Below are 24,265 nucleotides of genomic sequence, written 5' to 3'. Positions count from 1 at the left end.
ACCGCCGCACCTGATCCGACTCCCCGCAGAGGAACAGCCATGACCGACCGCATCCAATTCCCGCGCCCCGCAGACGACGCGCCCGACGCCGAGTCCGCGGCGCCGAAGACCGGATTCAAGGCCATGCCCTCGAACGGGCGGCTTCTGGTCTCGGCCCTGTGGTTCTTCGGCGGTGCCTTCGCGCTCTGCTCCGCCTTCGCCGTGTGGCTCGTCGCGGGGCAACTCATCGGATCTGGCTGGCCCCAGACGGGCGACGACCAGGTGCGCCTCGCCAGAGGTTGCGGCTTGGCCGCGATCTTCGCGGCGCTGGCGATCTTCCAGGCGATGCTGGCGCGCGGGCTGGTTCGAAAGGTGAACCTCGCGCGGGTCGGGGCCATCGCGCTCGGACTGGCGGGCACCGCCCTCATGCTCTACTCGATCGTCGACGCGTTCACCTCGGGTGACGTCGGGGTGATCATCGTTCAGGTCGTCCGTGCGCTGGTCCCGATCGGGGTGCTACTGGGGCTCGCGGCGATCGCGAACTCGAAGGAGCTCAAGGACTGGTGCCGACCCGGTTGAGCCGCGCCCTGGGGCCGCTGGGACGCGTTTGTATCTACGTTGCGGCCACCTGTGCCACTCGCTAGGTTTATCGGCATGGAACCGACTTCGAACCCCGTGCTGCGCGTGAATCCGGCATCTCCCGCCGATGCGCTCGCGTACTTCTCCGCCCAGCTCGCATTCCGCACCGACGTCTCCGATGTCCATGCGGCCCTTGAGGCCGGCGACCCCGGATTCACCCTGATCGACTCCCGCGGCCGGGCCGCCTGGGACCAGGGCCGCGTCCCGGGCGCCGTGCACCTGCCCACCGACGAGATCGCCGCCCGGGCGGCCGACCTCGTCGATGCCGCCGAGCCGGTCGTCGTGTACTGCTGGGGCCCGGGATGCAATGGCGCCTATCGCGCCGCCGTCGAGTTCGCGAAGCTCGGCTACCAGGTCAAGGAGATGATCGGCGGCATGGAGTACTGGATCCGCGAGGGCCTGCCGGTCGCCACCGACGCCGGTACCGAGCGCCGTGACGCCGACCCGCTCACCGTTCCGGTCGGCGGCGTCTCCTGCGCCTGCTGACGCGGGCATAATTGAGCTCTTGAGCTGCTCCCCGGCGTTGACGCCGGGGTCTCCACCCGGAGGAACAGATGACCGATCTCCTTGCGATGCCGACCGACTGGACCAAGGCACTGGCCATTGTGGCCCACCCCGACGACATGGAGTACGGGGCGGCCGCGGCCGTCGCGGGCTGGACGGCCGCCGGCCGCGAGGTCGCGTATCTCATGGTCACGCGCGGGGAGGCGGGGATCGACACGATCCCACCCGAGGAGTGCGCCCCGCTGCGCGAGGCCGAGCAGATCGCCAGTGCCGCAGTGGTCGGGGTCGACCAGGTCGAGTTCCTGGACCACCGCGACGGCGTGATCGAGGCCGGGACCCGGCTGCGTCGCGACCTGGCGGCTGCGATCCGCCGCCACCGGCCCGAGCTGATCATCACGCTGAACCGGCGCGAGTACTTCCAACCGGGCCACTGGAACTCGGCCGATCACCGCGCCGTGGGGGAGTCGGTGCTGGACGCGGCCGCCGATGCGGGGAACCGGTGGATCTTCCCCGAACAGATCGAGCAGGGCCTGGAGCCGTGGCCGGGCGTGAAGTGGGTGGCCCTCAACGGCTCGCCGCAGTCGACGCACGCGGTCGACGTGGGCGAGACCCTGGAGACCGGCATCGCCTCGCTGTTGAAGCACCGCACGTACATCGAGGTCCTGACCGATCAGGACCCGGAGGACTACGCCCGGGGCTTCCTGACGGACTTCGCCGCGATGACCGGCGAGCGCTTCGGCACCGAGTACGCCACGGCGTTCGAGCTCATCTCGTTCTGAGCTGACCGGGGGTCCGCGGGTGTCCGTTTTGAAGGCCCGCGCCGGATTTGACCGCCCGGCTAGTCCTCTTGCTCGGCAAAGTCACCGATGACCTCGGCCGGGCCGGACGTTCCTTCGGCATCGAACACGTAGTAGTCGCCGTCGGCGTCCCTCGCGCCCCCGGAGTGGTAGTACTGGCCGGCGAGCGTGTATTCGCCCGCCTCCAAGGTCTGGCCCTCGGGGAGGGTCCATTCCACCAGGAGGTAGCCGTCCTGTTCGGACACTTCGGCCTCGCCGAAGGCCTCGTCGTTGGTCGTCCAATCGTCGTGGTGCTCGACGTCGTCTCCGAGCACCACCCACAGCTGGATCGTCAGCGACGTCAGCGGCTCGTCGTTCTTGAGCGTCAGGTTGCTCTGCGACCAGTAGTCATTGCTGTCGGGATCGACCAACCCGTCGGTCCAGATCCAGTCGACGTCGTCGACCGGGTCGGGCTTGGGGTGGTCGACCCCCTGCGTCGGTTCGTCCGACTCCGACGGCGAGTCCGAGCCCGACGGCGAAGCCGCTGCGCTGGAGGAGGTGTCGCCACCGGCTGGCGGGCCCGACGGCCGCATATCCGGTCCGTAGCCGACCAATACGATGCCGCCCACGAGCACCACCGCGGCGCCGGTGGCCAGCGCCAGGTGCGGCACCCGCCATCCGGATCGCACCGGGCGGGCCGCGACCCGCTCGCCCTCTCGCATGCCGTCGGTGACTCGTGACCACATGCGCTCGGTGTCCGGCCGGTATTCCTCGGCGGTCACCCGCAGTCTGTCGGGCAGGTCGTCCCTCATAGCCGTACCCCGTTCCGTATGGATTCCCATGCGGAGCCATCCTGCCCGCCGTCGGCGTCGAGGAGTTTCCGCAGCTCGGCCAGGCCCTTGGAGGTCTGGCTCTTGACCGTGCCCACCGTGACCCCAAGGGCCTCAGCGGTTTCGCGCTCGGATAGATCGAGCGAGTGACGCAGGACGACGCAGGCGCGCTTGCGGAACGGGAGCCGGGCCAGGGCCCGGCGCACGTCCACGACGGCCGCCACGTTCGCCTCGGGCGCTGCCTCGGTGGGCCGCGACCAGAACATGGTGTTGCGACGCCGCTCTCTCACAGCCGATCGAATCCGGCTCTTAGCCAGGTTCGCGACGATGCCTCTCGCGTACGCGAGCTGCGATTTCGCGTGCCTGACTTCGCGCCACTGCTTCCACACGGCCAGCATCGCGTCGGCCGCCAGATCCTCCGCCGCGGCCTTCTCGCCGATGAGCAGCCACGCGAAACGGGCCAACTCGGCGTGATGCCGCTCGAAGAAGGCGCGGAAGGCGTCCTCTTCGGTTCGGGCGGGGACATCCAACGGGGGTCCTCCGGGTGCAGGTTGTTGTCGGGGAGGCGGCGATTCTAGCAGCCGGACCATGTGTCCTCGCAAACGTCATCTGTTGCACGCTGTCGGAAAAGGGAACGGGCGCGGATACCCCCGGGTATCCGCGCCCGCGCTATCTACAGGCTTTTCGGGGTCAAGCAGCAAGCCCCCGAGGTGCCGTTACAGATAGCCCATCGTCGCGCCGATTGCCGAAGAGCCCGTGACCAGGAGATCGACCGCAGGCAGTGAGCCGTCGCTCCCCCGTTCCGTGTAGGCCTCGGAGCCGTCGGTCGACGCGAGCGCCGGGGAGGAGACCCCGTCCCAAGTGTTGGCGGCGGAGACGGTGCGCGAGCCGAGCACGTCGGCCGAGCCGCCCTCGGCGCTGAGGTTGCGCGCCAGCCTGGCGGTGCCGGTCTGGAACCAGAAACCGGAGCCGCCGTTGTCGTAAGCCGTATTGCGGTAGATCTGCATCTGACCGGTGTTCGAGTTCTCGGTGAAGCCGTTGGCGACGTTGTCCCAGGCGGCGTTGTTGATGATCTTGTGCGGGACGGCTTCGTCGTCGCCGCCCAGCTTGAAGCCGTTGCCGTCGCCCTGGAAGTTCGAGTCGTCCCAGACGTTCTCGCCATTGCTCCACGCCCAGGAGTCCTCGACGCGGACGGCGCCTGCGAAGGACCAGAAGTCCAGTCCGTCGTCCGAGTTCTCGAACAGGCGGGCGCCGCGGATGACGTTGCCGGAGCCGGTGCCGAACTTGACGGCGATGCCGTCGGCATTCTCGCCGTTCGCGGCGGCGTCGTAGTTGCCGTACGAGTCCAGGTTCTCGACCAGGTTGTTCACGGTGTCGTCGCCGCGGAGGTTGAACCCGGTGTCGCCGTTGTTGGCGGTGGTCAGGTTTTTGAAGACGCCGCCGGTCGAGGACGTGACCACGACGCCGTGCGCCGTCGAGTTCTCGAAGGTCATGTCGGACACGTGCCAGTAGGAGCCGTGGATGGCCAGCAGCCACGATTCTTCGGGCAGGCCCGACCCGTCCACGATCACTTCGCCGTTCCCATAGGGCTGCAAGGTGATCGGTGCCGAAGCGGTGCCGGACGCTTCGGAATGGAGGGAGGAGGTCGGCTTATAGGTGCCGCCCTTGACGCTGATGGTCGTGCCTGCCGCGGCGTCTTCGATCGCGGCCTCGAGTTCGGCGGTGGAGCCGACGACGACCTCTTGGGAGGCCGCCGCCTCGTTCGGGTTCAACCCGTATTGGACGCCGAGGCCTGCCGCCCCCGCTATGGCGATCGCTGCCGCACCGAAAAGGTAGCGGCCGCGTTTGCGGGGCTTCATGCGTGTGACAGACATGCATGCCTTCCTATGTGGGGTCTATATATGTAGATGAAGTTTGTGGTGCGACGGAGCCGGGTTGCCGCACCGACATGTAGTCGCCGCGGGGCACCCGAAGGTTGCCGAAGTTCTGAATCTTTTTTCGAAACGGGTGAGTACCCAGTTCAGGGCCCTGCCCGGCCCCGGTTGATCTAGCCGATCGCGGCGGGCTGCTCGCTGCGCATGAGGTCGGCGAAGAGCTTGTCGAAGATATTGGCGCGGTCGAAGCGCATCGCGTAGGCCCGCGCCCGGTCCGCCGCGGCCTCGCGTTCGGCCTCGCTCATGTCCAGTGCCGCGTCGATCGCGCGGGCCAGCCCCGCCCGGTCCTCAGGTTCGATCTCGATCGCGTTGTCCCCCACCGCTTCGGGAATCCCGCCGGTCCGCGTGGTGATGACCGGGCCGCCGCCGGCGAGCATCTTCTCGACCAGCGCGATCCCGAACGTCTCCACGAACTCCGGGCGCGGCTTGCTCGGCAGCGCGTACGCCGCGCAGCCGCGCATGAGCAGCGGCTTCTCCTCGTCGCCCACGTCCGACAGGAACAGGATCCGCTCGTCGCCCGCCGCGAGCGCGCGCACCTCCGCCAGCGCCGGGCCGGTACCGGCGATGACCAGCCGATGCGTCGAAGCCGACTGCGACGCCCGGTAGGCCTCGATGAGGTCGTCGGCGCCCTTCGCGGCGGCGACCCGCGACAGGAACAGCACGTATCCGTCGCGTTCCAGGCCGCGCGCGGCGAGTGCGGCGTCCACGTCGGCGTCGTCCAGGTCCGTGTACTGCGAGGCGTCGATGGCGGGGTAACTGATCTGGACGCGCGAGGCGATCTCGTCGGCGAATCGCGTCCCGCACGCCAGGTCGACCTTCTGGGCCTCCTCGAGGATCACCTCCCGGGTGTACTCCGAGACCGCCACGCACTTGTCGTTCGACAGATAGGTGGTGAACAGCGTTGCGGCGGCACCGAAGCGGCCCTCGGCGATGCAGGTGCGCACGACGTTGGTGATGTCCGAGCCGACCGCCTCGGCGATCGTCGTGACCTGGGCGTCGAGTCCGGCGCTGCGCACCGCCCGCAAGGCGTCGACGACCGCGTTCGTATGCGGGGACAGGTACATCGACATGCACACCGTCGGCACCCCGTCGGTGAACAGCTCGAACAGCCGCCCGGTGAGCCCGTGCAGGAACCGCCCGTCGATGACGCGGTAGTCGCCGACGGGGTCGGGCCGTTCGACGGTGATCCCTTCCGAATACGGCAGGATCGCCTCGAGCGGTTTGAGCGGCAGCCCCGCCGCCTGGAGGGCCGCGACCGGCCAGGACAGGATGCGCACGTCGTCGAATCCGCGCCCGAGGGCGACTTCGGCGAGGCCGCGGGCCTCCGTGGCATGGCCGCAGATGACCGGGTCCGCGCGGACGACGATCACCAGACGGCGGGACGGCTTGGTCATAGGAGGTACTCCTGGAATCGGGCTCCCGGGCCCCGCGCGTGGCCTGGCCGGTCGGAAGCTGACGGCGGGCGCGTCTTCGTCGCCCAATCTGACGGAACCGGACCCAGTTCGATCTCCAGCGTCCCGCCGCCGTGCAGCTGGTCGCCGGTGATGTAGCTGTGGTCCAGGGCTTGCCCGTTGAATCGGGCCCGCTGCACGTAGCGGGGCCCGCCCTTCGCATCGGCGCCGATCCCCGTCTCGACGTGGCCAGTGGTCGTGATCTGGAAGTCATTGCCGCCCAAGCGGAGCTGCGCCGCGGGGAACGCGGGGGCATTGACCAGGAACAGGTTCTGGCCGGCGACGGGGAACAGCCCCAGCGACGCCCACACGTACCAGGAGCTCAGGCCGCCCGAGTCGTCATTGCCGGGCAGGCCCCCGGGGCCGGTCCCGAACTGGTGGGCGAGGGCGGCGTGCACGACTTCGGCGGTCCGGTCGGGCCGGCCAGCGTAGTGGTAGGCCCAGGGGGCCTCCATGTCGGGCTCGTTATTGAGGCCCTCGAAGCGGTTGAGGTCGACGCCGATGGCGAACTCGGGGCCGAAGGGGCGGGACCCGAGCTGGGTGACGGGTTCGGCGCCGTAGCCGAAGAACCGGTCGAGGATGGCGACGAACTCCTGGTCGCCGCCCGCGAGGTCGATGCGGGCGGCCATGTCGTGCAGGAGCCGGAACGAGTAGTTCCACCTGCCGCCCTCGTAGAAGGAGGAGTCGCGCAGCAGGCCGTCGGGCCCGAACGCGTTGGCCCAACCCTGGCTCTTGGCCTCCAGCTCGTCGGCGAGGGGCGCGTCGCCCAGGCCGCGGGCGATGAGTGCGGTGCACCAGTAGCCGTAGGCGAGGTCGAGGGTGTGGCTGATGGGGTGGACGATGCCGCGGGCGGCGAACTCCTCGCCGTAGCCGCGCCGCAGGTCGTCCTGCATGTGGACGAGCGCCCAGTCCCAGTCCAGGCCGGGCAGTCCCAGCTGGTAGCCGTCGGCCAGGGCGGTGTGGGCGAGCGCGGAGGCCTGGCGGAAGAACCGGTCGGTGCCGCGGGCCATCCGGTAGCCGATGGGGAGGTTGCCCTCCTCCTCGCAGATGCGCACCAGCGATTCGAGCATCGCCGTGCCCTTGGCGGGGTCGAGGGCGGTGAGCAGCGGGAACTGGGTCTTGTACATGTCCCACATGGTCGAGATGTCGAAGACGAAGGGGCCGCCGGCGGGCCAGAAGGGGCTCTCGTCCTCGGCGAAGCACGGTTTGATGAGGGAGTGGTAGAGCGCGGTGGCGAACACGCGGCGCCGCTCCGGGCTTCCGCCGTCCACTTTGACCTGGTCGAAGTAGCCGGCCCAGGCCTGTCGCGTGTCCTCGCGGCAGGCGTCGAAACCGGCAGCTCCGATGGAGCCGGTGGAGGCAATGGAGACGGGCAGCGCCGAGCGGAGGTTGGCCTTGGACTGCTCGGTGCCGCGCAGCGAGAAGCCCATGCGGATCTCGACGGTCTGCCCGGCCTCGGTGGGGCCCATGAACATGACGCCGAAGGGCCGCAAGGTGGTGCGGCGGATGTGGTCGAAGTCGAGGCGGGTGCCGCCGTCGAGCCGCCGCCGGTCGTACCACACGAGCTGGCGCCAGCCGGGGGCGTCGGCCTCGATGAACACCGACAGAGGGACGCCCTCCATGACGACGGTGCCCTGCGCCTCGCCCTGGCCCAGGCTCTGGAGCTCGGCCCGCAGCGGGACGGTGGAGCCGTGCTCGATGGCCAGGCCCCCATAGGAGAAGTCGACGACGACTCGGGAGGAGGGCGCGGCCGGGAAGGTGTAGCGGTGGACGGCGGTCTTGGCGCCGACGGTGAGTTCGCAGCGGATCCCGTTGTCCAGCGTGGCCGCGTAGTAGCCGGGCTCGGCAGTCTCGTCCTCGAGCTTCCACTGCGTGCCCAGGGCGTCGAGCGGCTCGATCATGGGGGTGACGCGGAAGTAGTTGTAGTACTTGCGGATCGCGCCGGTCCCGGACTGCTGGAAATGGGTGAAACCCGACGCCAGGGACTCGTCGTACATCGGCTCGGGGGCGCCCTCGGTGGAGATGCCGTAGCGCCCGTAGCCGGTGGGGTAGGCGCCGGAGCAGGCGCAGGCCGAGACCATCCCGAAGGGGGCGCACGCGCCGGGATGGGTGTTGCCGACCTGGGCTTTCGGCCACCACCAGGAAGCGGCCAGCCCCTGTGCCGCGGGCAGATCGGTCGCTGCGGTGCCGATGAACGGGTCGACTTGGTCCAAGATGGGCCTGATATTAAGGTTCATGCGTCACAGTCTGGTTACGCGTCAATGAACGCGCAAGTCAATCAGCATGAATCGTCTAGTTTTCTTGTCGCACAAGCGATCTCGTGAATCGTGCGGGGTAGCGGAACGGGGCGGACCACCTGGTCTGCCCCGATTCGGACGCCTTCAAGCCTCGACTTGCTCCCGGGCCTCGCGCTCGGCCCGAGCCTCTTTGGCGCCGAAGACCGGGATCCCGCGCCACTTGGCGATGCCGAGAACGAGGGCGTTGATGATGATCAGGGCGATCACGTAGATCGGGACGACGGCCATGAACCCGTCGAAGTCGGTGTTCACCCAGACCCAGCCGGCCTTGTAGGCGACGCCGATGTTGATCGTCCACAGGCCGATGCGGATCGAGTGCTGCCAGAACGCCCACAGGAGGGCACCGAGGAAGATCGGGATGGTCCCGAGGCTGACGGCGGTCTGCCAGCCGGGCTGCGTGAACATCTCGGCCTCCATGTCGAGAATGGCCTGGGCGGCAGGGTCGACTTCCGCCGGCTCGGGGAACCAGAAGAAGCTCGTCAGCATCGCGACGACGGAGAGGCTCATGAGCCACCCTTGGCGCTTCCAGGCGAAGTAGGCGATGGGGAGGAAGAACAGCGGGCGGATGTACCAGCTGATCGGGTTGAGGTGGCGCGGCCAGGCCCAGGCGAAGAAGTCGGTGAAGAGTTCGGCGATGAGTTCCATGACGGGCTCCTTTGGAGGGATTGCCATTTACAGTTTGTTCTGTAAGTGCGTTGAGTTCAGTAAACACTGAACTTCAAGAACTGTCAAGCCCCTCTTCAGAGAATGTGGCCCCGGGCACCCGAATCCCATGAGCGGCACCGAGACTCCCGCCCACGACACGGAACCCCGAGGCGGCGGTAGGGGCGATCAGCGGCACCGGAATCCCCACCACGGACACCGGATCTCGGGACAACAGTAGGGACGACGGTAAGGCTGACCCCACCCCGATCGGCCCGCTGACGTCACTGTGCGACAAGGGAAACCGCCATAGCTTTGTCCTCATGAGCAACACCCTCCAAACCCCGGTCAACGACTCCCGGTCCCCGGCCGGCGCCGGGGGAACCCACCGCGACACCACCCCGTCCCGCTGGCACCGCCCACTTATGGGCGCCGGGTACGCCTTCACCGCGCTGGCCCTCGTCTCGGTCGTCGGACTCTTCGTGGACGACCGCGCCATCCTGGGCGAGAACGTCTGGATCAAGCCGCTGAAGTTCGGGTTCGCCTTCGCCGCCTACTGCTTCAGCCTCGCCTGGCTGCTCGGCCACCTGACCCGGCTGCGCCGCTTCGGGTGGTGGACCGGCACGGTCTTCGCCGCGATCAGCGTCCTGGAGGTCGGCGCCATCGCCGCCGCCGCGGCGGCCGGCACGTTCAGCCACTTCAATACCACCGAGGGCGGCCTCAACGACCTGGTCCAGGCCGCGTTCCAGCTCATCCCGCTGATGATGACCGTCAACCTGGTCATCGCCGTGATGGTGCTGTTCCAGAAGTTCGGCGACCGCGCGGTGACCGCCGTGGTCCGCTGGGGTCTGTTCCTGTCCACGCTGGGCATGGTCGCCGCGTTCGGCATCGTCACCGCCGGCGGCCAGGGCGAGCGCGTCCAGACCGACGCGAACGGCGACGAGGTCCTCCTCAACGCGGGCCACGGCGTCGGCGACCTCGACGGCGGCGGCATGTTCCTCACCGGCTGGTCCACCACCGGCGGCGACATGCGCGTCCCGCACTTCATCGGCCTGCACGGCATCCAGGTCCTCATCATCGCCGCGTTCGCCATGAGCGCCCTGGCCGTCCGCCATGCCTGGCTGTGCGACGACCGGACCCGGGCTCGCATCGTCCACTCGCTGGCCCTCGGCACCCTGGGCCTGTTCGCCACCACTTCCATGCAGGCCCTGCGCGGCCAGTCCTTCGTCCACCCGGACGCGGTCACCCTGGCCGGATTCTCGGCCTCGGCCGCGATCACCATCGCCGGCATCGCCTGGGCGGCGGCAGTGGCGAAGGCGGAGGCCCGTAAGGAAAGCGGCACGGAAAGCGGATTGGAGAGCGGGGACGCCGAGCCCGTCCTCACCGGGTTCGCAAACACCCCCAGATAACGCCTGCACACAGGTATTGCACAGGGTTATTGCGCCGGGACCGGAGCCGCCGTAGGCTGGCTTCCGTCCCGGCCCGTCTCCATGGAGGTACGTCTCGATGCAACCCCTGCGGCCCAAGCGACTCCAACCCGGCGACAAGGTCGTCATCGCGGCCCCCTCGGGCCCGTTCATCCCCGACCGCCAGGACGAACTCGACTCGGGAACCGAAGCGCTGGAGGCGATGGGCTTCACCGTCGAGCACTCGCCGCTCATCAAGTCCGCCTCCCGCCACTACTGGCGCTCCGGCACCGTCACCGAACAGGCCGCCGAGGTCAATGCGCTGCTGGCCGACCCCGAGGTGCGGGCGATTGTCCCGTTCGCGGGCGGCAACTCGACCACCGGCTACGTCGACCGGCTCGACTTCGACGCCGTCCGGGCCGACCCCAAGCCGCTGCTCGGCTTCTCCGACATCACCGGCCTCCACCTCGCGCTGCACTCCCAGACCGGCCTGGTCGGCATGCACGCCGACTTCGCCCCCGGATTCGGCAGCTTCTGGGACGGCTCGACCCCCGAGCGCCGCAAGGAGATCGGGGAACTCGTCCGGGGCCTGTTGATCGGCGAGATCGCATCGGCCACCCTCCCGGCCCAGGAACAGTGGGAGACCTGGAGGCCGGGCCAGGCCACCGGACCGCTCATCGGCGGCCTGCTCGACCGGCTCATCCGACTCCAGTTGACCCCCCTCGCGCTCGCGCCCAAGCGGTTCGACGGCGCGATCTTCTTCTGGGAGGACGTGGGCCGCAATATCGGCCACATCTGGAACGACCTCCACGCCCTGCGCATGCAAGGGATCTTCGACCGGATCGGCGCGATGGTCGTCGGCATCCCAATCCACATCCAAGGGCCTGCCGAGAAGTACGGCCCCGTGACGGTCAAGGACGTCGTGCTCGATGTCGTCGGCGAATTCGACTTCCCCATCCTCGGCGGTGTCGACTTCGGACACACCGGCCCCAATCTGCCCATGCCGATCGGCTCGCTCGCGTCCGTCGACGCCACCGCGCACCAGGTCAGGCTCCTGGAGTCGCCCGTCGCCTAGACGGTTCGTGCACGGTCGCCTGGCGGGCGCGAATGTGCTCGCGTTAGTGGTTGCTTTCTTGTGGACCTTCGGGCACGGTTGGTAGACATGAAGATCCGAACGGCGGGCCCAGCCGACGCAGATGAGATCGTGCAAGTCAAGAACGCCTCGTGGCGCGAGGCCTATGCGGGCATCATCCCGGACGAAGACCTCGCCTCGCTCCCCGACGTGCCCGGGGAGCGTTTCGTCCGAAGCCTCTCCTCCCCGAAGCCGTTCACACTTAACCTCGTGGCCGAACGCGGCCAGGACGTGGTCGGATGGGCCGCGACCGGTTGGTACCGAGAGGAAGTCGGCGAAGACGAGGTCGGCCCGGGCAGCCCCGGCGAGGTCTGGGCGATCTACGTGCACCCCGACTTCCAGGGACGCGGTATCGGCTATGCGCTCATGCGCGAGGCGCACCGGCACCTGACCGAGACCGGGCTGGCCCCGATCCGGCTGTGGATGCTGGAGGGCAACGAGTCCGGGAGCCGCTTCTACGAGCGGTACGGCTTCGTGGCCGACGGCGAACGCTCGACCTTCGAGTTCAGTGGAACGGCATATCCGACGGTTCGCTACACCCTGCCCAAGGACCGCCTGGTGGACGAGCTGCTCTAGGCCCAATGCCGTTCAGACAGAACGGCAGTCCGTGCCGGGCAGCGCTTCCTTTGCGGTTCGGGCGGTCAGCGACGGAGTGGTGAAGAAACCGATCCCGGGCGCGTTGCCGGGGTTTGCTGGCTTTTCCCTTGGCGTTCGGGCTTGCAACGACGGCGGGGCGGGGGAGGCCGGTCGGGGTGGTCTGCCGGGGCGGGGCCAGCGGTCGGTGACGGTTCGGGCTCTCATCGATGGAGCGGTGGCGGCCGGTCCGGGGTGCGTCGCCGGAGCCGGGTGGCTTTTCCGTTGCCGTTCAGGCTCGCAGCGACGGAAGGACGGGGAAGGCCGGTCGAGGTAGCCTGCCGGGGCCGGGCCGGATTGGGCCCGAGCGGGGCCGGTCGGCGGTGCGGTGGGGGTGCTGGCCGGGGCCGGTCTGCGATGTGGTGGGGGCCTGGCCGGGGCCGGTGGCCTCCAACGCCGGGCCGTCCGTGCGGGACTGTCGGCGGGGGCGGTCCCGAGGGGCCGTCGAGCTCGAGCTCGGGTCCGTCATGGTCGTCATGGTCGTCATGGTCTGCATGGCTGTCATGGTCGTCTTGCCTCCCTTCCCGTGTCCCGCTTCGGGCATCACACATCGGCCTCTCGGCCCTCGGTGCTCGGCCTTCGCGACTGTCGGTCGTGCCCTTCCTCTGAGGGGCTTCGCGGCCCGGGCCGGTCGGTTCCGGCCAGGTGCAGCCCATCGGGGGGCATCACTTGCACCGGTCGGTCCCGACCGAGCAAACGCCACCGGAGACCATCCCTTTCACCGGTCCGTTCCGGTGGAACGATGCCGATCAACGAGGATCCCGCTGACCGGTCCGTCCGTGCGAAGCCCCCTTCAGCGGGCATCGCCCTGACCGGTCGGTCCGGTCATGTTCCTGGTCGCTTCCTTCCCATGTCCCGTCCGGTGTGCGGGCGGGTTCGGTCGAGGAGGCGCCTCGTCCTTCGCCTGTCACGCGTCACATCCCCCTCCCTAGAGGGGCGTGTTTCGCGTGGAGGTCCGGCACGCTCCGCGGGTCATTCCTTGGAGGGCATGCTTCGCCTCTAGGCCCGGCACGCTCCACTGCCCCTGGCGAACAGGGCGCTGCTTCGCGTGTATGCCCGGTGCTCACGTGACTCCCGCTATGGTCGGCGTTGCATCGCGTGTGCTGGTGTGCCTCGTTCAGGACACGTGCCGCCAAGTCGAGGTGATCCCGACAAGGCCGTCTCCCACCTACACCGGCCCATGAAGGGCGCGGAGGACCGCGGGACCCGATAGCACTCGGGACTGAGAACACCCCGCCCATGCAAGAGGCCAGTCGTTCTCGGAACCTGTCAGGCGGCGTCTCGGCCAGAGGCTTGGCGTAGTCTGCTTGCACCTACTCGACACCTGTACGGATTCCATATCCCTGTGCGTACCTCTATACTACTTTTACGACAAAACCCGATCCACTAACGACAAAGAGACGCCGGTCACATCAGTCTCGTGGAGTGGCTGCGGCCCAACACCTCTCGCCACGACCGCCACCGCATCCCGCACCCTCGCACCCTGCGGCCGGGCGTGTCGCCCACTGAGGGCCCCCGTTTGCAACCGTGCCCGACAGGTCCGACATCCAGACCGGGCGTGCCGCCCGCCCGAACCCCAGAGACCCTGCCCCGCAGACGGACACCCGCCACGTCCACGCCTTCGTCGCCGATGCCTTTAGCGCAGCCGGGCCCTCCGCAGGCACCACCCCCGCCAACGCCCCCACCCCCAATGCAGGCCTCCCCAAGCGCCACAACACCACCAAACCCGCCACCAAACCCGCCACCCGCGCCCGCTCCGACGCACTCACTGAACAGCATTGCCCCTCGGCCGTTTCCCCCCGTCACCCTGCGGTCCGGTTCGACCGGTCGGGCCGGAGGCTGTGTGTTTGGGAGTGGGGGATTAACCCGGCAATTGGATGTGGGCGACCACGGGAGCGTGGTCGCTGCCGTCCTTGTCCAGGACCTCGAAACTGTGCACGGCGGCTCGCTCATCCACCAGGACGTGGTCGAGCGCGACCGCGGGCGGGCGCACGATCCCATTGAGATAACCGCCCTCGATTGGGCGCCAAGTCATGTCGAGCCCAGAACCGGTGGCGTCGGCGGCATCGGTGTAACCCGTGCTGATCAGGTCGCGCAGCAGGTCGTGATCCAGCGTGGCATTGAAGTCCCCGGCGAGGATCCACGGCACGTCCTCCTCGGGGCGCGGCAGTACCGCGAAGTCGGCCTCCCACTGCGGGACCCGCTCGGCGCTGGCGGGCGCGGCGGTGTGGATGGCCATGAAGCGGGCCTTCGAGCCGTCTTCCAGGGTTATCTCGGCGGCGGGCTGGTAGAAGATCCCGCCCGGCTCGATCTCTTCGAGTCGCTCCAGCGGATGCGCGGAGTACAGCGCGGTCCCGATCGCCTGATCACCGGGCTCGGCGATGACGTGCGGAAGGAGGTCTTCCAGCCCGAGCTCGGCGAGGGTGTCCATGGCGCCGGGCGTGAACTCCTGGACGGACAGCACATCGGGCTCGTGCTCCTCGACCAGTTCCATCACGTACTCCAGGTTCGCGACGCCCACATAGAGGTTCACGGACATGACGGTCAACTCCGGACCCGAGGCGGCGGGTTGGTCATCGGCGAACAGGCGGGGCGAGACGACGGCGACCATGGCGAGCGCGGCGGCGGCCGAGACGATGGCGGCGGCCCAGTGGCGGAACGCGGCTTGGACTCCGGCCCCGACGAGAGCGAGTGCGGCGGCATATGGGACGAACGCGATGGTGGTCCCGAGAATCCACCCGGTCTCCAGCCCGAACAGGCGGACCACCGTGTAGATAACGACCCCGGCAGAGGCAGCCCAGGAGAAGACCCGGAAGACGCGAGAGCGATACCAGGGCTTCCGTTTCGCTTGCGGCTCAGGGACGGTGCCCAATTGCATGGTCGCATCATCCACCTGAGGCTCAGTCATGGCCAGACTCTAGCGCTGGCCCGCCACCGATCCAGTTGAGTCCCCGGAGCGAATCTTGCTCATGCATCTGGCGTCTGGTCGGTCGCCAGGTCGGGCAGTAGCAGCCCCGCTGGCCTTCCCTCCGGAAATGCATCGAACATGGGCGGAGTCGACCATTCCCCAGGCCCCCGAAGATCGACCGTGCCGCCGAGGAACTTAGTGCTGCCGAAGTCGACCTGGCTGCCGGAGAACGCAGCTCTGTAGAAATAGACCAGTCCGCCGGAGAATTCAGCTGCGAAGAAAGAAACTTCACCACTGGAAAACTCAGCCCTGACGAAAGAAACCTCACCACGAGAGACCTCAGCTGCACGGAAGTCGACCAGGCCGCCCGAGAACTTAGCCCCGTCGAAGTCGACCAGGCCGCCGGAGAACACAGCCTTGTTGAAATTGACTCGGCCACTGGAGAACTCAGCTCCGCGGAAGTCGACAAGGCCTCCGGTGATCTTGATCTGTCGTAGGTTGCCCATGTCGATTACGGCGCCAGAGAAGTCGAAGTCGTGGCCGTGCCAGGTCTTGCCCGGGACCGGGTATCCACGAAGCCGTTCCCCGATGACGTCCATGACCGTGCGGCGCACTTGGCGTTCCGCACGACGCTCCTGGTGATCCTCTCGAGCGTCGCTGGTGTCAAGGTCTGGAGCCTCCTCGGGCGGGTCGTACGGCAACCGCATGTAGGCGCACAAGACGTTAATGCACGTCTGACGGCCCTGGTCCCAGCCGTCAGCCAGACTCGCCATCGCGTAGACACCGGCAAGCCGGTTCGCAGCCTTGTCAGAGGACATCTGCTCAGCTGCTGCGGCGAATCGCTCGTTGAACGCCTTGGTCTGCTCACGCGAGTCCGCGGCCAGCTCGAGCGTGGCCGCAGCCTCCCCCAAGCGCTGGCGGCGATAGGCGATGACCAATGCGACGACTCCACCAAGGCCCGCAATGACATACATGACCAGGCGGACGACATCCACCTTCAGATCGGCGGGCAGCGGCGAGGGGAACCGTGCGGCGAAGAAGTCCCACAGCACGACCGCCGCCAGCCCGGCCAGACCCACCATCAGCAACACATGCAGCGACAGTCGAAGCGGCAACCAGCGCTCCACATTGCCGCTGAGCCCCCATCGCAGCCAAGCAGCTACCCACGTTCGGAGGTGGCGGATTGTCTTCTGATCTTGGGGGCTGTCAACACTATCCGGAGGAGAGGACATCTCATGGTTCTACCAGGAATCCGGCGAACCGAAGTCCCCAGCGGTAGCAAGGGGCCGACACCGGCCAGGTCCGTCATGGTCGAGCGTCGTCCAGGTTCAGGCGGTGGCCGTCCGCTGGCTGTCTCGGTGTTCGATCTGGCCCTTATAGATCGCGATCTTCTCGTGCAATGCCTGCTGGTTGGCCTGCAACCGGGCCATCTGCGCGTCGATGTCGGCGTCGAGGCCCTCCAGGAGCTCCATGCGTTCCTCCAACGTCGACTCGCCCCGCGCGCGCAGCCGCGCGTAGTCGCGCATCCCGGCGATGCCCATCCCGATCTCTCTGAGCCGCAATAGGAACCGCACCCACTCGATGTCCGCGGCCCGGTAGCGGCGCTGATTGCCGGAGGTCCGCTCGACGGCGTGGATCAATCCGGCACGTTCGTAGTAGCGAAGCGTATGCGCTCACCCCGGTGGCCTCGGCCATCTGTGCCACGGAGAGCCCCTCGACCGCTGTCTCGCGTTGTTCGATAGTCATACCAGTGACTCTAAAACCTCAAGCTGAACTGAGCCACCGTTCGCGGTTGACTTCGAGCGCGCTCTAATCCTTAGCATCGGAAGGGATTCAGACCCCGAGCCATGACGGAGTGAGCACACGATGCGTCCGACCGCCATCCAGCAACTCATCAATCCGGCCAGGTGGGCGACGACGCCCAGCCGGGAGACGGTATCCCGAGCGACGACCCCCAACAGCGCGACGACACCCGGCCGGGCACGGCGCCTCCTCATCGGGCCCGCGACGGCGATGCTCCTGGCCGCGGCCGCCTGCACCGCCGAGAGCTCGAATACGACGTCCGAATCCCAACCCGCGCCGCCGGACGATGGAACCGTGGCGGACCTGCCGCAAGAGCCCGGCGAGGCGGTATGGGACGGCCTCGAGTCGCCGGTGGGCATGGCCTATGACGCGGACGGTTCGATCTACATCGCGAACTGGTCGGGCGGAACCATCGAACGGGTAACCGCAGAAGGAGAACGCACCACCTTCGCAAGCGATCTCAACGGCCCTTCGGGACTGGCGATCGACGCCGACGGAGTGGTCTATGCCGCCTCGTACAGCGGCGACGTGGTGTGGCGGTTCACCGAGGACGGCGAGCCCGAGGTCTTCGTAGAGGGGCTGGCCACTCCCGCCGGGTTGTCGTTCAACGCCGCCGGCGAGCTCTTGATCGCCAACCGGCAGACCAACGAGATCCTCGCCGCCGACGCCGACGGGCAGACCCGCGTGGTCGCCACCGGATTGCAGACCCCGGTCGGTGCGGTGGAACTGGAAAATGGCGACCTCATGGTCAGTAATATCGCCGGCGGTGTGTCGCTTGTTTCCGGCGGCGATCTCGAAGCCGTGCATGTCAATACCGAACTGGGCAGTCCCGGTCCGGGAATCGCCCCCGCCGGAGGGGACGCGGTCTACGTCGTGGACTACGGCGGCTCGACCGTGGACATGATCGAACCGGACGGCACCCGCACCACCATCGCCGACGGCTTCTCCAGCCCCACCGGAATCACGCTGGCACCTGACGGCCGCCTGGCCGTCTGCGAATGGAGCAGTAACTCCATATATCTCATCGACTCCATCCACTAGGGCGCCAGAACCCAAGAAGCCGATAGGGGCATGGTTCCTACGGCGTGGGTGGCGGCGATGCGGGTGGCAGCGTGGGTGCGTTGGGTTTCGCGCCAGGGGTCGGTGCGGCCTGGGGTGTTGGCGCTGGCGGTGCCTTTCCAGATGGTGGCGATGGTGAGGCCGCAGGCGTGTTCCCGCACCTCCTCATTGACGCCCCCTCCTGGACCGGCCTCATGACCGCCATCAAATCCGGAGACATCGCGTAGTCGGCCCAAACTCAAAAATCTGGCGCGCTTCCCATTGCAAGCGGAAGCGCGCCTTTCTGCAGCCGCTACCCGAACAGGGCCAGCGGAGCGATCGTGAAGTGATACAGGTGGCCAACAACCGTGAAGGCGACCGCGCCGAGCACCACCACCGTGTAGTGAACCCTTCTTCTCTTCCCCCACCAGCGGCGGGTCCAGGCCATGACCACACAACACATCATCGCCACGGTTCCCAAGGCCGCCAACAGCATCGGGATCGAGACCAGGTTGACCAGCGGCGATCCCTCCAGAACGGCGACCGTCAACTGATCCATGTCGGCGGCCACCGCGACGAAGGCCGCGAGGAATCCCGCGGCGAGAACCGCCGTGATGCTCGCCAGCGCCGTCGCAGCTTTCGGGCCGGTCAGCCCGCGCTCGGCTTCGATGGAGCTTCGCCGACGCAGGCGCTTGACCAGCGCCACCACCGGCCACACCAACTGGCTCAGCAGCAAAACCAATCCGGCCGCCGCCAGTCCCAGGTGGAGCATGACGTTCTCGTACCACCGCACCACTTGGAAGGCATCGGAGCCGTTGTAGAGCACCGTCCGACCGTCCAGAGTCCCGAAGGCGATCAGGGCCGAACCGTCCCGTTCGCGGTACAGCCCGTCGCCGACGGGCTCCCATTCCTGTTCGGCGACATCGGGATCGTAGGAGAGTCCTGTCGTCGTCACCGTTCCTTCGCCGTCGACCTCGACGGTGACGTCCGATCCCATGGCGAGGAACAGGCGGGTGTAGTCCGTGTCGTTCATGCGGGTGGTGCGGTACGTCCCCGCGGCGGCCTCGGCAGCCTCGGCGGGTGCTTCCACTGCTTCCGCCCCGGCGGGGCCGTCGGCCGCGGCTCCGGCTTCGCCTCCGAGGATCCCGTCCAGGATCTGGTCGGTCGCCGATTCGATGGCGGCGATCGCACTGCCGCCCTCGCCTCTCCAGCCGTCGCCGTTGACCACGATGTACACGCCGAGATCGGACTCGGGCACGAGCGTCAGGAGACTGTGGGAGCCGGGGCCGTCGCCACCGTGGGAGAGCATTCTGGTCTCGCCCCGGTACCGCTCGGCGAACGCCAGAGCCATGCCGGGCAGGCGGGGATCGTGCCGGAACTGGGTGGAGTGGAACTCGTCCATGGTCGCCTCGGAGAAGACTGGTGCACCATCGCCGAGCTGGAATTGCAGGTAGCGACCCATGTCGGCGGCGGTGGCGACCGCCCCGCCCGCGGGGTAGAGCGGGTCGCCGAAGCGCTCGACCGGCTCGATTCCGTTGGGGCCGTACGTGGTCGCGGACCGCTCCTGGAGTGCTTTCGGTGTGAGTGCAGCGGCGTGCGAGGAATCCATGCCGAGCGGTTCGAACAGCCGCTCGGTGATCAGCTCGTCCAACTCGACGCCGACGCCGACGCCGACGCCGGCGGCGTCGGCGGCCACGAGCCCGGCGAGGGCGAGTCCGTGGTTGGAATAGGCCGCCACCTCGCCCGGGGGCCGGACCCGGCGGGGCATGTCCTCGGCCAGCAGGGCTTCGAGTTCGGCGATGGTGCCGGAGTCGTCGGCGAGGATGCCGATGACCTGCTCCTCGAAGCCGGCAGTGTGGGTGAGCAAGTGGCGCAACGTGACCGGCTCGCCGGGGTAGGTGTCCTCGATCTCGACTTCGTTCAGGTAGTCATTGACGTCCGCGTCCAGGTCGAGCACGCCTTCGTCCACAAGGTCCATGACGATGGACGCGGTGACCGTTTTGGCGACCGAGTCGATCGGGAAGACCGTGTCCTCGGCGTCGACCGGGGTCTGGGAGGCGACATCGGCGACTCCGGCGACGTACGTTTCGACGGTGTCCGAGGTCGCGACCGTGACCGCCGCGCCGGGTATGTCGTTCTCGGCCAAGAGATCCGCGAGGACATCGTCGATGCCGTCGAAGTCCTCGATGTCGGCGGGATCCTGGGCGAAGGCGGGCGGCGCGATCATGACGGCGGCGGCGGTTGCCGCGGCGGCCAGCGCCGCCGTCGCGGCGATCGCGGTGGCCAGGCGCGTTCGAAAGCTCGATTTCATGGAGATCGGGACTGTCCGTTTCCTTGGGAGGCAGTGACACTCCAAACCTATGAAGCAAGCGGCGCAGTCGAAATGACGCTCACCGGCGGATTTTCGGTAGGGCTAGCGGTACCAGGGAACCGGCGCGACCAACACAACCAGCGCGAAGCGGCCGGTTCACAATGGTTGAGTCGCAACGGTTGTCTCGCAATGCATTGCGGAGACGGCCCCGGTGCCGTGGGGCCGCCCCCGCAAGGGGCGCGGGCGGGCGGGACTCGCGGCCTGCCCGCCCGCACGCTCCCGCACCCAGGTCGTGCCTGGTCAACACGGCCCGGTCCTGGCGGTTTCGGTGGTACTGGGAATACCGGGCTGCGTCGGCGGTGCGGGAGTTTTCTCCCGGCCGGGTCCGGCGTTCGGGTCCGATTGGGACCGAGCGCCGGTGGCACAGGGGTCTTTACCCGGCCGGGACCGGCTCGGGAGTGTCGGTGACCCCACCCTTGGAGTCGCCTGAGTCCTTGGCGGCCTTGGCCTTCCCGGCCGCGGTCATGACGCCCACGACCACGTGCGGAATGGCGACGGCGTTGACGACGTGGAAGCCGAAGATGATCTGGCCGGCCATGGTCCCCTCGATCGAGATCATCGCGATCACCGGTTGCAGCAGCACCAGTCCGAGGATGATCGCCGCCATGCCCACCAGCTTCCCGCCCGAGCGCGCCAGCGCCGCGAACACGAGGCCCAGCAACGCGAACACGCTGATGAGGGTCCCGGTCATGCGGTGCATGGCGTAATTGTCCGCGAGCGCGCCGGTTCCGACCGCCCCGTATCCGGCGAGGAAGAACTGGACGACGATCAGGGCGAGCAGCACGCCCATCCAGATCCGCAGGAACTTAAGCATGGGTGGTGCCTTCCTTGTGCAGTTGACTGTGCAGTTGGTTTTGGATGCCGTCGGCCAGGTGGGCGACGGCATAGGTGAACATGAAGACGGTGTCGTGGTCGTCGACTTCGCCGCTGCGCCAAGCGGACACGTCCGCGTCGGTCACCGAGGCGGGGTCGAGTGCCGCGGCCGCGGCCAGGCGGGCACCGAGTGCTTCCCGCTCGGGCAGGGCGTCGATTCCGGCCAAAGAGACCGGGCCCGGCCTGGTTCCCGACCGCCGCAGGGACGCTTCGATCGCGTCCTCGACCGCGTTCGCGGCCTGGTCGGACAGGGCGCCGCGTCCGCAGGCCGCGACCGCCCGCAGCTGCGCCCACGCCAGGCCGACCGGTGAATCGCCGGCCCAGGCCGGGATCGTCGGGTCGAGCGTCGGCCAGAGCTCTTCGAGCCATTCGGGGCGGCCCGCGAGCAGAGGCAGGCTCAGGCCGGGGTCCAGTTCGGCGGCGACGGCGTCGCGGACCCGCCGCGACGCGACCGTCCGCCCCAGCTTCGTGGCCGTCACCGGGTGCGGAGAGGCATTGGCGGCCAACACCTTCACCAGTCGGGTGACGATCTCGAAGACCAGCGCCGTCCCGATGAATCGGGGCGCGGCCTCGGCCGGGAACGGGCCGTCCGCTCGCGGGTCGACCGCCCAGGCCGCCAGCTCGGCCCATTCGGGCGGGGGCTCGCCGATGCGCAGCCCCTCGGCCAGGTCGTGTTCGCCGGCGGCGTGGAGCATCATCGAGTGCGCGTCGGTGCAGAAGGTGCACCGGTTCTTCACGGCGATGGTGGTCGCGACGACTTCCTTCGCGGTGCGCTCCGCCGGGCCGCCGACCAGCAGCGACTCCCGCAGCAGCGACCACAGGGGCGCGTGCAGTTCCGGTGCGGGCGAGAGCATCGTGATCGGCGAGCCGATGACGCCCAGTTCGAATTTCGCCTGCTGGTAGAGCTCGGCCGTCAGGCCCTCGGCGGCGGCCGGTTCGACGGCGGCGACGTGGCGGATGGCGGCGGTCGCCGCAGTGGTCTTGACAGCGGTGGTCTTGACGGCGGCGGTGCTGTTCGAAGCCATGAGCTTCCTCCTCGGGGGTGTGCAGCGGAGGCGCTACTGGCCCCCGCTGGTATCCAGACTCCCGTGCGGACGAAGCAATGTCGTCGTCCCTGAGCGGGCATTCGAGCCTCCTGCGAGCGCGGCACGGCCGCCATGCGCCTACACCCGGCGTCGTACGCCGCCGCTCACCCCCGCGGCCGACGCGCCAGAGACCGTCTCGCAATAGGATGGCGGGATGTCGAAGCGAGTGCCGATCAGGCGGATCGACCTGGTCCTCGGGATCGCACTGCTGGTGCTGTCCGAGGCGGTGGCGGTCCTCACCCAAGAGGTGAATTCCCTGCCGCCGTGGGCGTGGGTCGCGTTGGGCATCGGTCCGGTGGCGCTGGTGTTCCGGCGCGCCTACCCGCGGACCGTGGTCGGTATCGCCATCGTCTGCATGCTCATGCTGGCGCACCTCCAGCTGGGGGCGCTACCGGTACTGCCCGCGCTGGTCGCCATCGCCACCGCCATGTACACCGGCTACCGCGCCTGGACCATCAGCATGGTCTTCGGCGTCTCCTTTGTGGCGGCCTTCGGTTTCTGGCAGTCCGCCGGTTTCCAACTCACCGGCGACGTCGTCAGGAACTCCCTGCTGGTGGTGGGCTGGCTGCACGTCGCGATGATCTCCGGTGAGTCGAGGCGCCAGCGGGACGCCTACATCGCCGAGGCCGAGCACACCAAGGAGGAGGCGGTCAAGCGCAAGGCCGCCGACGAGCGGGTGCGGATCGCCCGCGAGCTGCACGACTCCCTCACCCACTCGATCTCCGTCATCCGCGTCCAGGCCGGCGTCGCACTCCACTTGGCGCGCAAGCGGGGCGAGGCGCCCGCCTCGGCTCTGGTGGCCGTCGAGGAGGCCGCGAAGGACGCCACCCGCGAACTGCGCGAAACCCTCACGATGCTCCGCGATGACGAGGGACCCCGATTGGCGGGCCTCAAATCCCTCGTCGAGCGCTACCGGGGTTCGGCGATGGAGATCGACATCGACTGCGGGGAAGACGAACCGATCGACGTCGACCCCGAGGTCGACCACGCCGCCTACCGGATCGTGCAGGAGGCGCTGACCAACGCCGTCCGCCACTGCGACGGCGACCGCGTCGAAGTGCGCCTCTCCCAAGCAGAAGGCGTCCTCGACATCACCGTCGCCGACAATGGCGGCCCCGGCGAGTTCACGCCCGGCCGCGGCATCACCGGCATGCGGGAGCGGGTCGACTCGCTCGGCGGCACCCTCACTGTCGGACGCGGCGCGTACGGTTTCACCGTCCACGCACAGTTCCCGGACCCGGCCGCATCGGAACTTACCGCCGCGGCCGCCGAACCGAAGGGAGACGCCTTGTGATCCGGGTGCTGCTCGCCGACGACCAGCCGCTCATGCGGGGCGGATTCCGCGCCCTCATCGAGGCCGAGGACGACATGACCGTCGTCGGCGAGGCCGCCGACGGCCCCGCCGCGGTCGCGCTCGCCGCCGAGACCCGGCCGGATGTCGCGCTGCTCGACGTAGAAATGCCCGGCGGCGACGGCATCACCGCGGTCCGCCAGATCGCGGCCGACCCGGACCTGGCCGAGCTGCGGGTCGTCATGCTCACCAACTACTCCTTCGACTCCTACGTCTTCGACGCCCTCCGCGCCGGAGCCGCCGGATACCTGGTCAAGGACACCGAACCCGAGGAACTGCTGCGCTGCGTCCGCGCCGCGGCCGCCGGAGAGATGCTGCTGTCCCCGGCGATCGCCTCGAAGCTCGTAGCCGAGTACGTGGCCCACCCGCCGGCCCGCCTGGCCGGGAAGATCGAGGCGCTGACCGGCCGCGAGACCGAGATCGTCGCGTTGGTCGCCCGCGGGCTGTCGAACGGCGAGATCGCCGAGCGGCTGTTCATCAGCCCGGCGACGGCCAAGACCCACGTCCACCGCGCCATGATGAAACTCCAGGTGCGGGACCGGGCCGGGCTCGTGGTGTTCGCGTACGAGTCGGGCCTGGTGCAACCCAAGGAGAACGGCTAGAAACCGACAGG

At 68.4% G+C, this 24,265-nt stretch carries 21 protein-coding genes; 9 read left to right on the top strand and 12 right to left on the bottom strand.

Translation table 11 applies throughout. From position 1 onward, the window contains the following. Window positions 1–39 precede the first annotated feature (39 nt). From FAB82_RS11040 to FAB82_RS11030, 3 genes are all read left to right on the top strand, one after another. Entirely contained in the window at window positions 40–558 is a 519-nt protein-coding gene (locus tag FAB82_RS11040; protein ID WP_136534590.1) for a hypothetical protein, read from the top strand. A gap of 75 nt (window positions 559–633) precedes the next feature. Continuing rightward, window positions 634–1,104, top strand: a complete 471-nt coding sequence (locus FAB82_RS11035; RefSeq protein ID WP_136534589.1) for a rhodanese-like domain-containing protein — start codon at window positions 634–636, stop codon at window positions 1,102–1,104. Window positions 1,105–1,172: 68 nt separating this feature from the next. Beyond that, window positions 1,173–1,901 (top strand): PIG-L deacetylase family protein, encoded by a 729-nt coding sequence (locus FAB82_RS11030; protein WP_136534588.1) that lies wholly within the window; start codon window positions 1,173–1,175, stop codon window positions 1,899–1,901. Window positions 1,902–1,960: 59 nt separating this feature from the next. Here the strand turns inward: FAB82_RS11030 and FAB82_RS11025 are convergent, their stop codons facing one another. The 6 genes from FAB82_RS11025 to FAB82_RS11000 all read right to left on the bottom strand — a co-directional run bounded on the left by FAB82_RS11025 (window position 1,961) and on the right by FAB82_RS11000 (window position 9,055). Then, window positions 1,961–2,710 (bottom strand): hypothetical protein, encoded by a 750-nt coding sequence (locus tag FAB82_RS11025; protein ID WP_136534587.1) that lies wholly within the window; start codon window positions 2,708–2,710, stop codon window positions 1,961–1,963. Next, complete coding sequence (locus FAB82_RS11020; protein WP_211116523.1) at window positions 2,707–3,258, bottom strand: SigE family RNA polymerase sigma factor; 552 nt, start codon at window positions 3,256–3,258, stop codon at window positions 2,707–2,709. The genes FAB82_RS11025 and FAB82_RS11020 overlap by 4 nt, the downstream gene beginning before the upstream one ends. Before the next feature lie 186 nt (window positions 3,259–3,444). Then, the gene (locus FAB82_RS11015) at window positions 3,445–4,602 is read right to left on the bottom strand and encodes a right-handed parallel beta-helix repeat-containing protein (protein ID WP_136534585.1); all 1,158 of its coding nucleotides are present in this window, start codon (window positions 4,600–4,602) and stop codon (window positions 3,445–3,447) included. A gap of 173 nt (window positions 4,603–4,775) precedes the next feature. Then, entirely contained in the window at window positions 4,776–6,056 is a 1,281-nt protein-coding gene (locus tag FAB82_RS11010) for a glycosyltransferase (protein ID WP_136534584.1), read from the bottom strand. Further along, window positions 6,053–8,329, bottom strand: a complete 2,277-nt coding sequence (locus FAB82_RS11005; protein ID WP_342799447.1) for a glycoside hydrolase domain-containing protein — start codon at window positions 8,327–8,329, stop codon at window positions 6,053–6,055. The genes FAB82_RS11010 and FAB82_RS11005 overlap by 4 nt, the downstream gene beginning before the upstream one ends. A 165-nt stretch (window positions 8,330–8,494) precedes the next feature. Next, window positions 8,495–9,055, bottom strand: coding sequence for a hypothetical protein (locus FAB82_RS11000; RefSeq protein ID WP_136534582.1), 561 nt, complete (start codon window positions 9,053–9,055; stop codon window positions 8,495–8,497). 422 nt (window positions 9,056–9,477) lie between these two features. On the opposite strand from FAB82_RS11000, the gene FAB82_RS10995 reads away from it, so the two are divergent. From FAB82_RS10995 to FAB82_RS10985, 3 genes are all read left to right on the top strand, one after another. After that, a complete protein-coding gene (locus FAB82_RS10995; RefSeq protein WP_425461582.1) occupies window positions 9,478–10,461 on the top strand; it encodes a hypothetical protein in 984 nt (327 codons plus the stop codon). Window positions 10,462–10,558: 97 nt separating this feature from the next. Then, window positions 10,559–11,533 (top strand): S66 peptidase family protein, encoded by a 975-nt coding sequence (locus tag FAB82_RS10990; RefSeq protein WP_136534581.1) that lies wholly within the window; start codon window positions 10,559–10,561, stop codon window positions 11,531–11,533. Window positions 11,534–11,620: 87 nt separating this feature from the next. Beyond that, on the top strand, window positions 11,621–12,166 hold the full coding sequence (locus FAB82_RS10985; RefSeq protein WP_136534580.1) for a GNAT family N-acetyltransferase: 546 nt from the start codon (window positions 11,621–11,623) through the stop codon (window positions 12,164–12,166). Between the two features lie 1,918 nt (window positions 12,167–14,084). On the opposite strand, the gene FAB82_RS10980 is transcribed toward FAB82_RS10985, so the two are convergent. From FAB82_RS10980 to FAB82_RS10970, 3 genes are all read right to left on the bottom strand, one after another. Next, window positions 14,085–15,131: an endonuclease/exonuclease/phosphatase family protein gene (locus FAB82_RS10980; protein ID WP_136534579.1), complete on the bottom strand. Its 1,047-nt coding sequence runs from the start codon at window positions 15,129–15,131 to the stop codon at window positions 14,085–14,087. 59 nt (window positions 15,132–15,190) lie between these two features. Beyond that, the gene (locus FAB82_RS10975) at window positions 15,191–16,246 is read right to left on the bottom strand and encodes a pentapeptide repeat-containing protein (RefSeq protein WP_168801538.1); all 1,056 of its coding nucleotides are present in this window, start codon (window positions 16,244–16,246) and stop codon (window positions 15,191–15,193) included. A 213-nt stretch (window positions 16,247–16,459) separates the two neighbouring features. Next, complete coding sequence (locus FAB82_RS10970) at window positions 16,460–16,771, bottom strand: MerR family DNA-binding protein (RefSeq protein ID WP_211116520.1); 312 nt, start codon at window positions 16,769–16,771, stop codon at window positions 16,460–16,462. Between the two features lie 226 nt (window positions 16,772–16,997). Here FAB82_RS10970 and FAB82_RS10965 point away from each other — a divergent pair, with 226 nt between their 5' ends. Then, window positions 16,998–17,975: an NHL repeat-containing protein gene (locus FAB82_RS10965; protein ID WP_136534577.1), complete on the top strand. Its 978-nt coding sequence runs from the start codon at window positions 16,998–17,000 to the stop codon at window positions 17,973–17,975. 310 nt (window positions 17,976–18,285) lie between these two features. Here FAB82_RS10965 and FAB82_RS10960 read toward each other — a convergent pair whose 3' ends face one another. The 3 genes from FAB82_RS10960 to FAB82_RS10950 form a co-directional block, all read right to left on the bottom strand. Beyond that, window positions 18,286–20,283 (bottom strand): serine hydrolase domain-containing protein, encoded by a 1,998-nt coding sequence (locus FAB82_RS10960; RefSeq protein WP_136534576.1) that lies wholly within the window; start codon window positions 20,281–20,283, stop codon window positions 18,286–18,288. A 433-nt stretch (window positions 20,284–20,716) separates the two neighbouring features. Beyond that, window positions 20,717–21,157: a DUF6220 domain-containing protein gene (locus tag FAB82_RS10955; protein ID WP_136534575.1), complete on the bottom strand. Its 441-nt coding sequence runs from the start codon at window positions 21,155–21,157 to the stop codon at window positions 20,717–20,719. Then, the gene (locus tag FAB82_RS10950; RefSeq protein ID WP_136534574.1) at window positions 21,150–22,241 is read right to left on the bottom strand and encodes a carboxymuconolactone decarboxylase family protein; all 1,092 of its coding nucleotides are present in this window, start codon (window positions 22,239–22,241) and stop codon (window positions 21,150–21,152) included. Before FAB82_RS10950 ends, FAB82_RS10955 begins: the two co-directional genes overlap by 8 nt. Before the next feature lie 214 nt (window positions 22,242–22,455). On the opposite strand from FAB82_RS10950, the gene FAB82_RS10945 reads away from it, so the two are divergent. Together FAB82_RS10945 and FAB82_RS10940 are read left to right on the top strand one after the other, a co-directional pair. Then, the gene (locus FAB82_RS10945; RefSeq protein WP_136534573.1) at window positions 22,456–23,595 is read left to right on the top strand and encodes a sensor histidine kinase; all 1,140 of its coding nucleotides are present in this window, start codon (window positions 22,456–22,458) and stop codon (window positions 23,593–23,595) included. Continuing rightward, window positions 23,592–24,254, top strand: a complete 663-nt coding sequence (locus FAB82_RS10940) for a response regulator (protein WP_136534572.1) — start codon at window positions 23,592–23,594, stop codon at window positions 24,252–24,254. The genes FAB82_RS10945 and FAB82_RS10940 overlap by 4 nt, the downstream gene beginning before the upstream one ends. Window positions 24,255–24,265 lie beyond the last annotated feature (11 nt).

It is taken from the genome of Glycomyces buryatensis, assembly GCF_004912275.1.
Lineage (GTDB): Bacteria > Actinomycetota > Actinomycetes > Mycobacteriales > Micromonosporaceae > Glycomyces > Glycomyces buryatensis.
The sequence above is the reverse complement of the archived record's forward strand: the minus strand, read 5'-3'. Positions and strand labels throughout refer to the sequence as shown.

Coding starts and splice junctions, on each gene's coding strand:
- FAB82_RS11040 (WP_136534590.1), top strand. CDS start 40: ATGACCGACCGCATCCAATTCCCGCGCCCCGCAGACGACGCGCCCGAC.
- FAB82_RS11035 (WP_136534589.1), top strand. CDS start 634: ATGGAACCGACTTCGAACCCCGTGCTGCGCGTGAATCCGGCATCTCCC.
- FAB82_RS11030 (WP_136534588.1), top strand. CDS start 1,173: ATGACCGATCTCCTTGCGATGCCGACCGACTGGACCAAGGCACTGGCC.
- FAB82_RS11025 (WP_136534587.1), bottom strand. CDS start 2,710: ATGAGGGACGACCTGCCCGACAGACTGCGGGTGACCGCCGAGGAATAC.
- FAB82_RS11015 (WP_136534585.1), bottom strand. CDS start 4,602: ATGTCTGTCACACGCATGAAGCCCCGCAAACGCGGCCGCTACCTTTTC.
- FAB82_RS11010 (WP_136534584.1), bottom strand. CDS start 6,056: ATGACCAAGCCGTCCCGCCGTCTGGTGATCGTCGTCCGCGCGGACCCG.
- FAB82_RS11000 (WP_136534582.1), bottom strand. CDS start 9,055: ATGGAACTCATCGCCGAACTCTTCACCGACTTCTTCGCCTGGGCCTGG.
- FAB82_RS10995 (WP_425461582.1), top strand. CDS start 9,478: ATGGGCGCCGGGTACGCCTTCACCGCGCTGGCCCTCGTCTCGGTCGTC.
- FAB82_RS10990 (WP_136534581.1), top strand. CDS start 10,559: ATGCAACCCCTGCGGCCCAAGCGACTCCAACCCGGCGACAAGGTCGTC.
- FAB82_RS10985 (WP_136534580.1), top strand. CDS start 11,621: ATGAAGATCCGAACGGCGGGCCCAGCCGACGCAGATGAGATCGTGCAA.
- FAB82_RS10980 (WP_136534579.1), bottom strand. CDS start 15,131: ATGACTGAGCCTCAGGTGGATGATGCGACCATGCAATTGGGCACCGTC.
- FAB82_RS10965 (WP_136534577.1), top strand. CDS start 16,998: ATGCGTCCGACCGCCATCCAGCAACTCATCAATCCGGCCAGGTGGGCG.
- FAB82_RS10960 (WP_136534576.1), bottom strand. CDS start 20,283: ATGAAATCGAGCTTTCGAACGCGCCTGGCCACCGCGATCGCCGCGACG.
- FAB82_RS10955 (WP_136534575.1), bottom strand. CDS start 21,157: ATGCTTAAGTTCCTGCGGATCTGGATGGGCGTGCTGCTCGCCCTGATC.
- FAB82_RS10950 (WP_136534574.1), bottom strand. CDS start 22,241: ATGGCTTCGAACAGCACCGCCGCCGTCAAGACCACCGCTGTCAAGACC.
- FAB82_RS10945 (WP_136534573.1), top strand. CDS start 22,456: ATGTCGAAGCGAGTGCCGATCAGGCGGATCGACCTGGTCCTCGGGATC.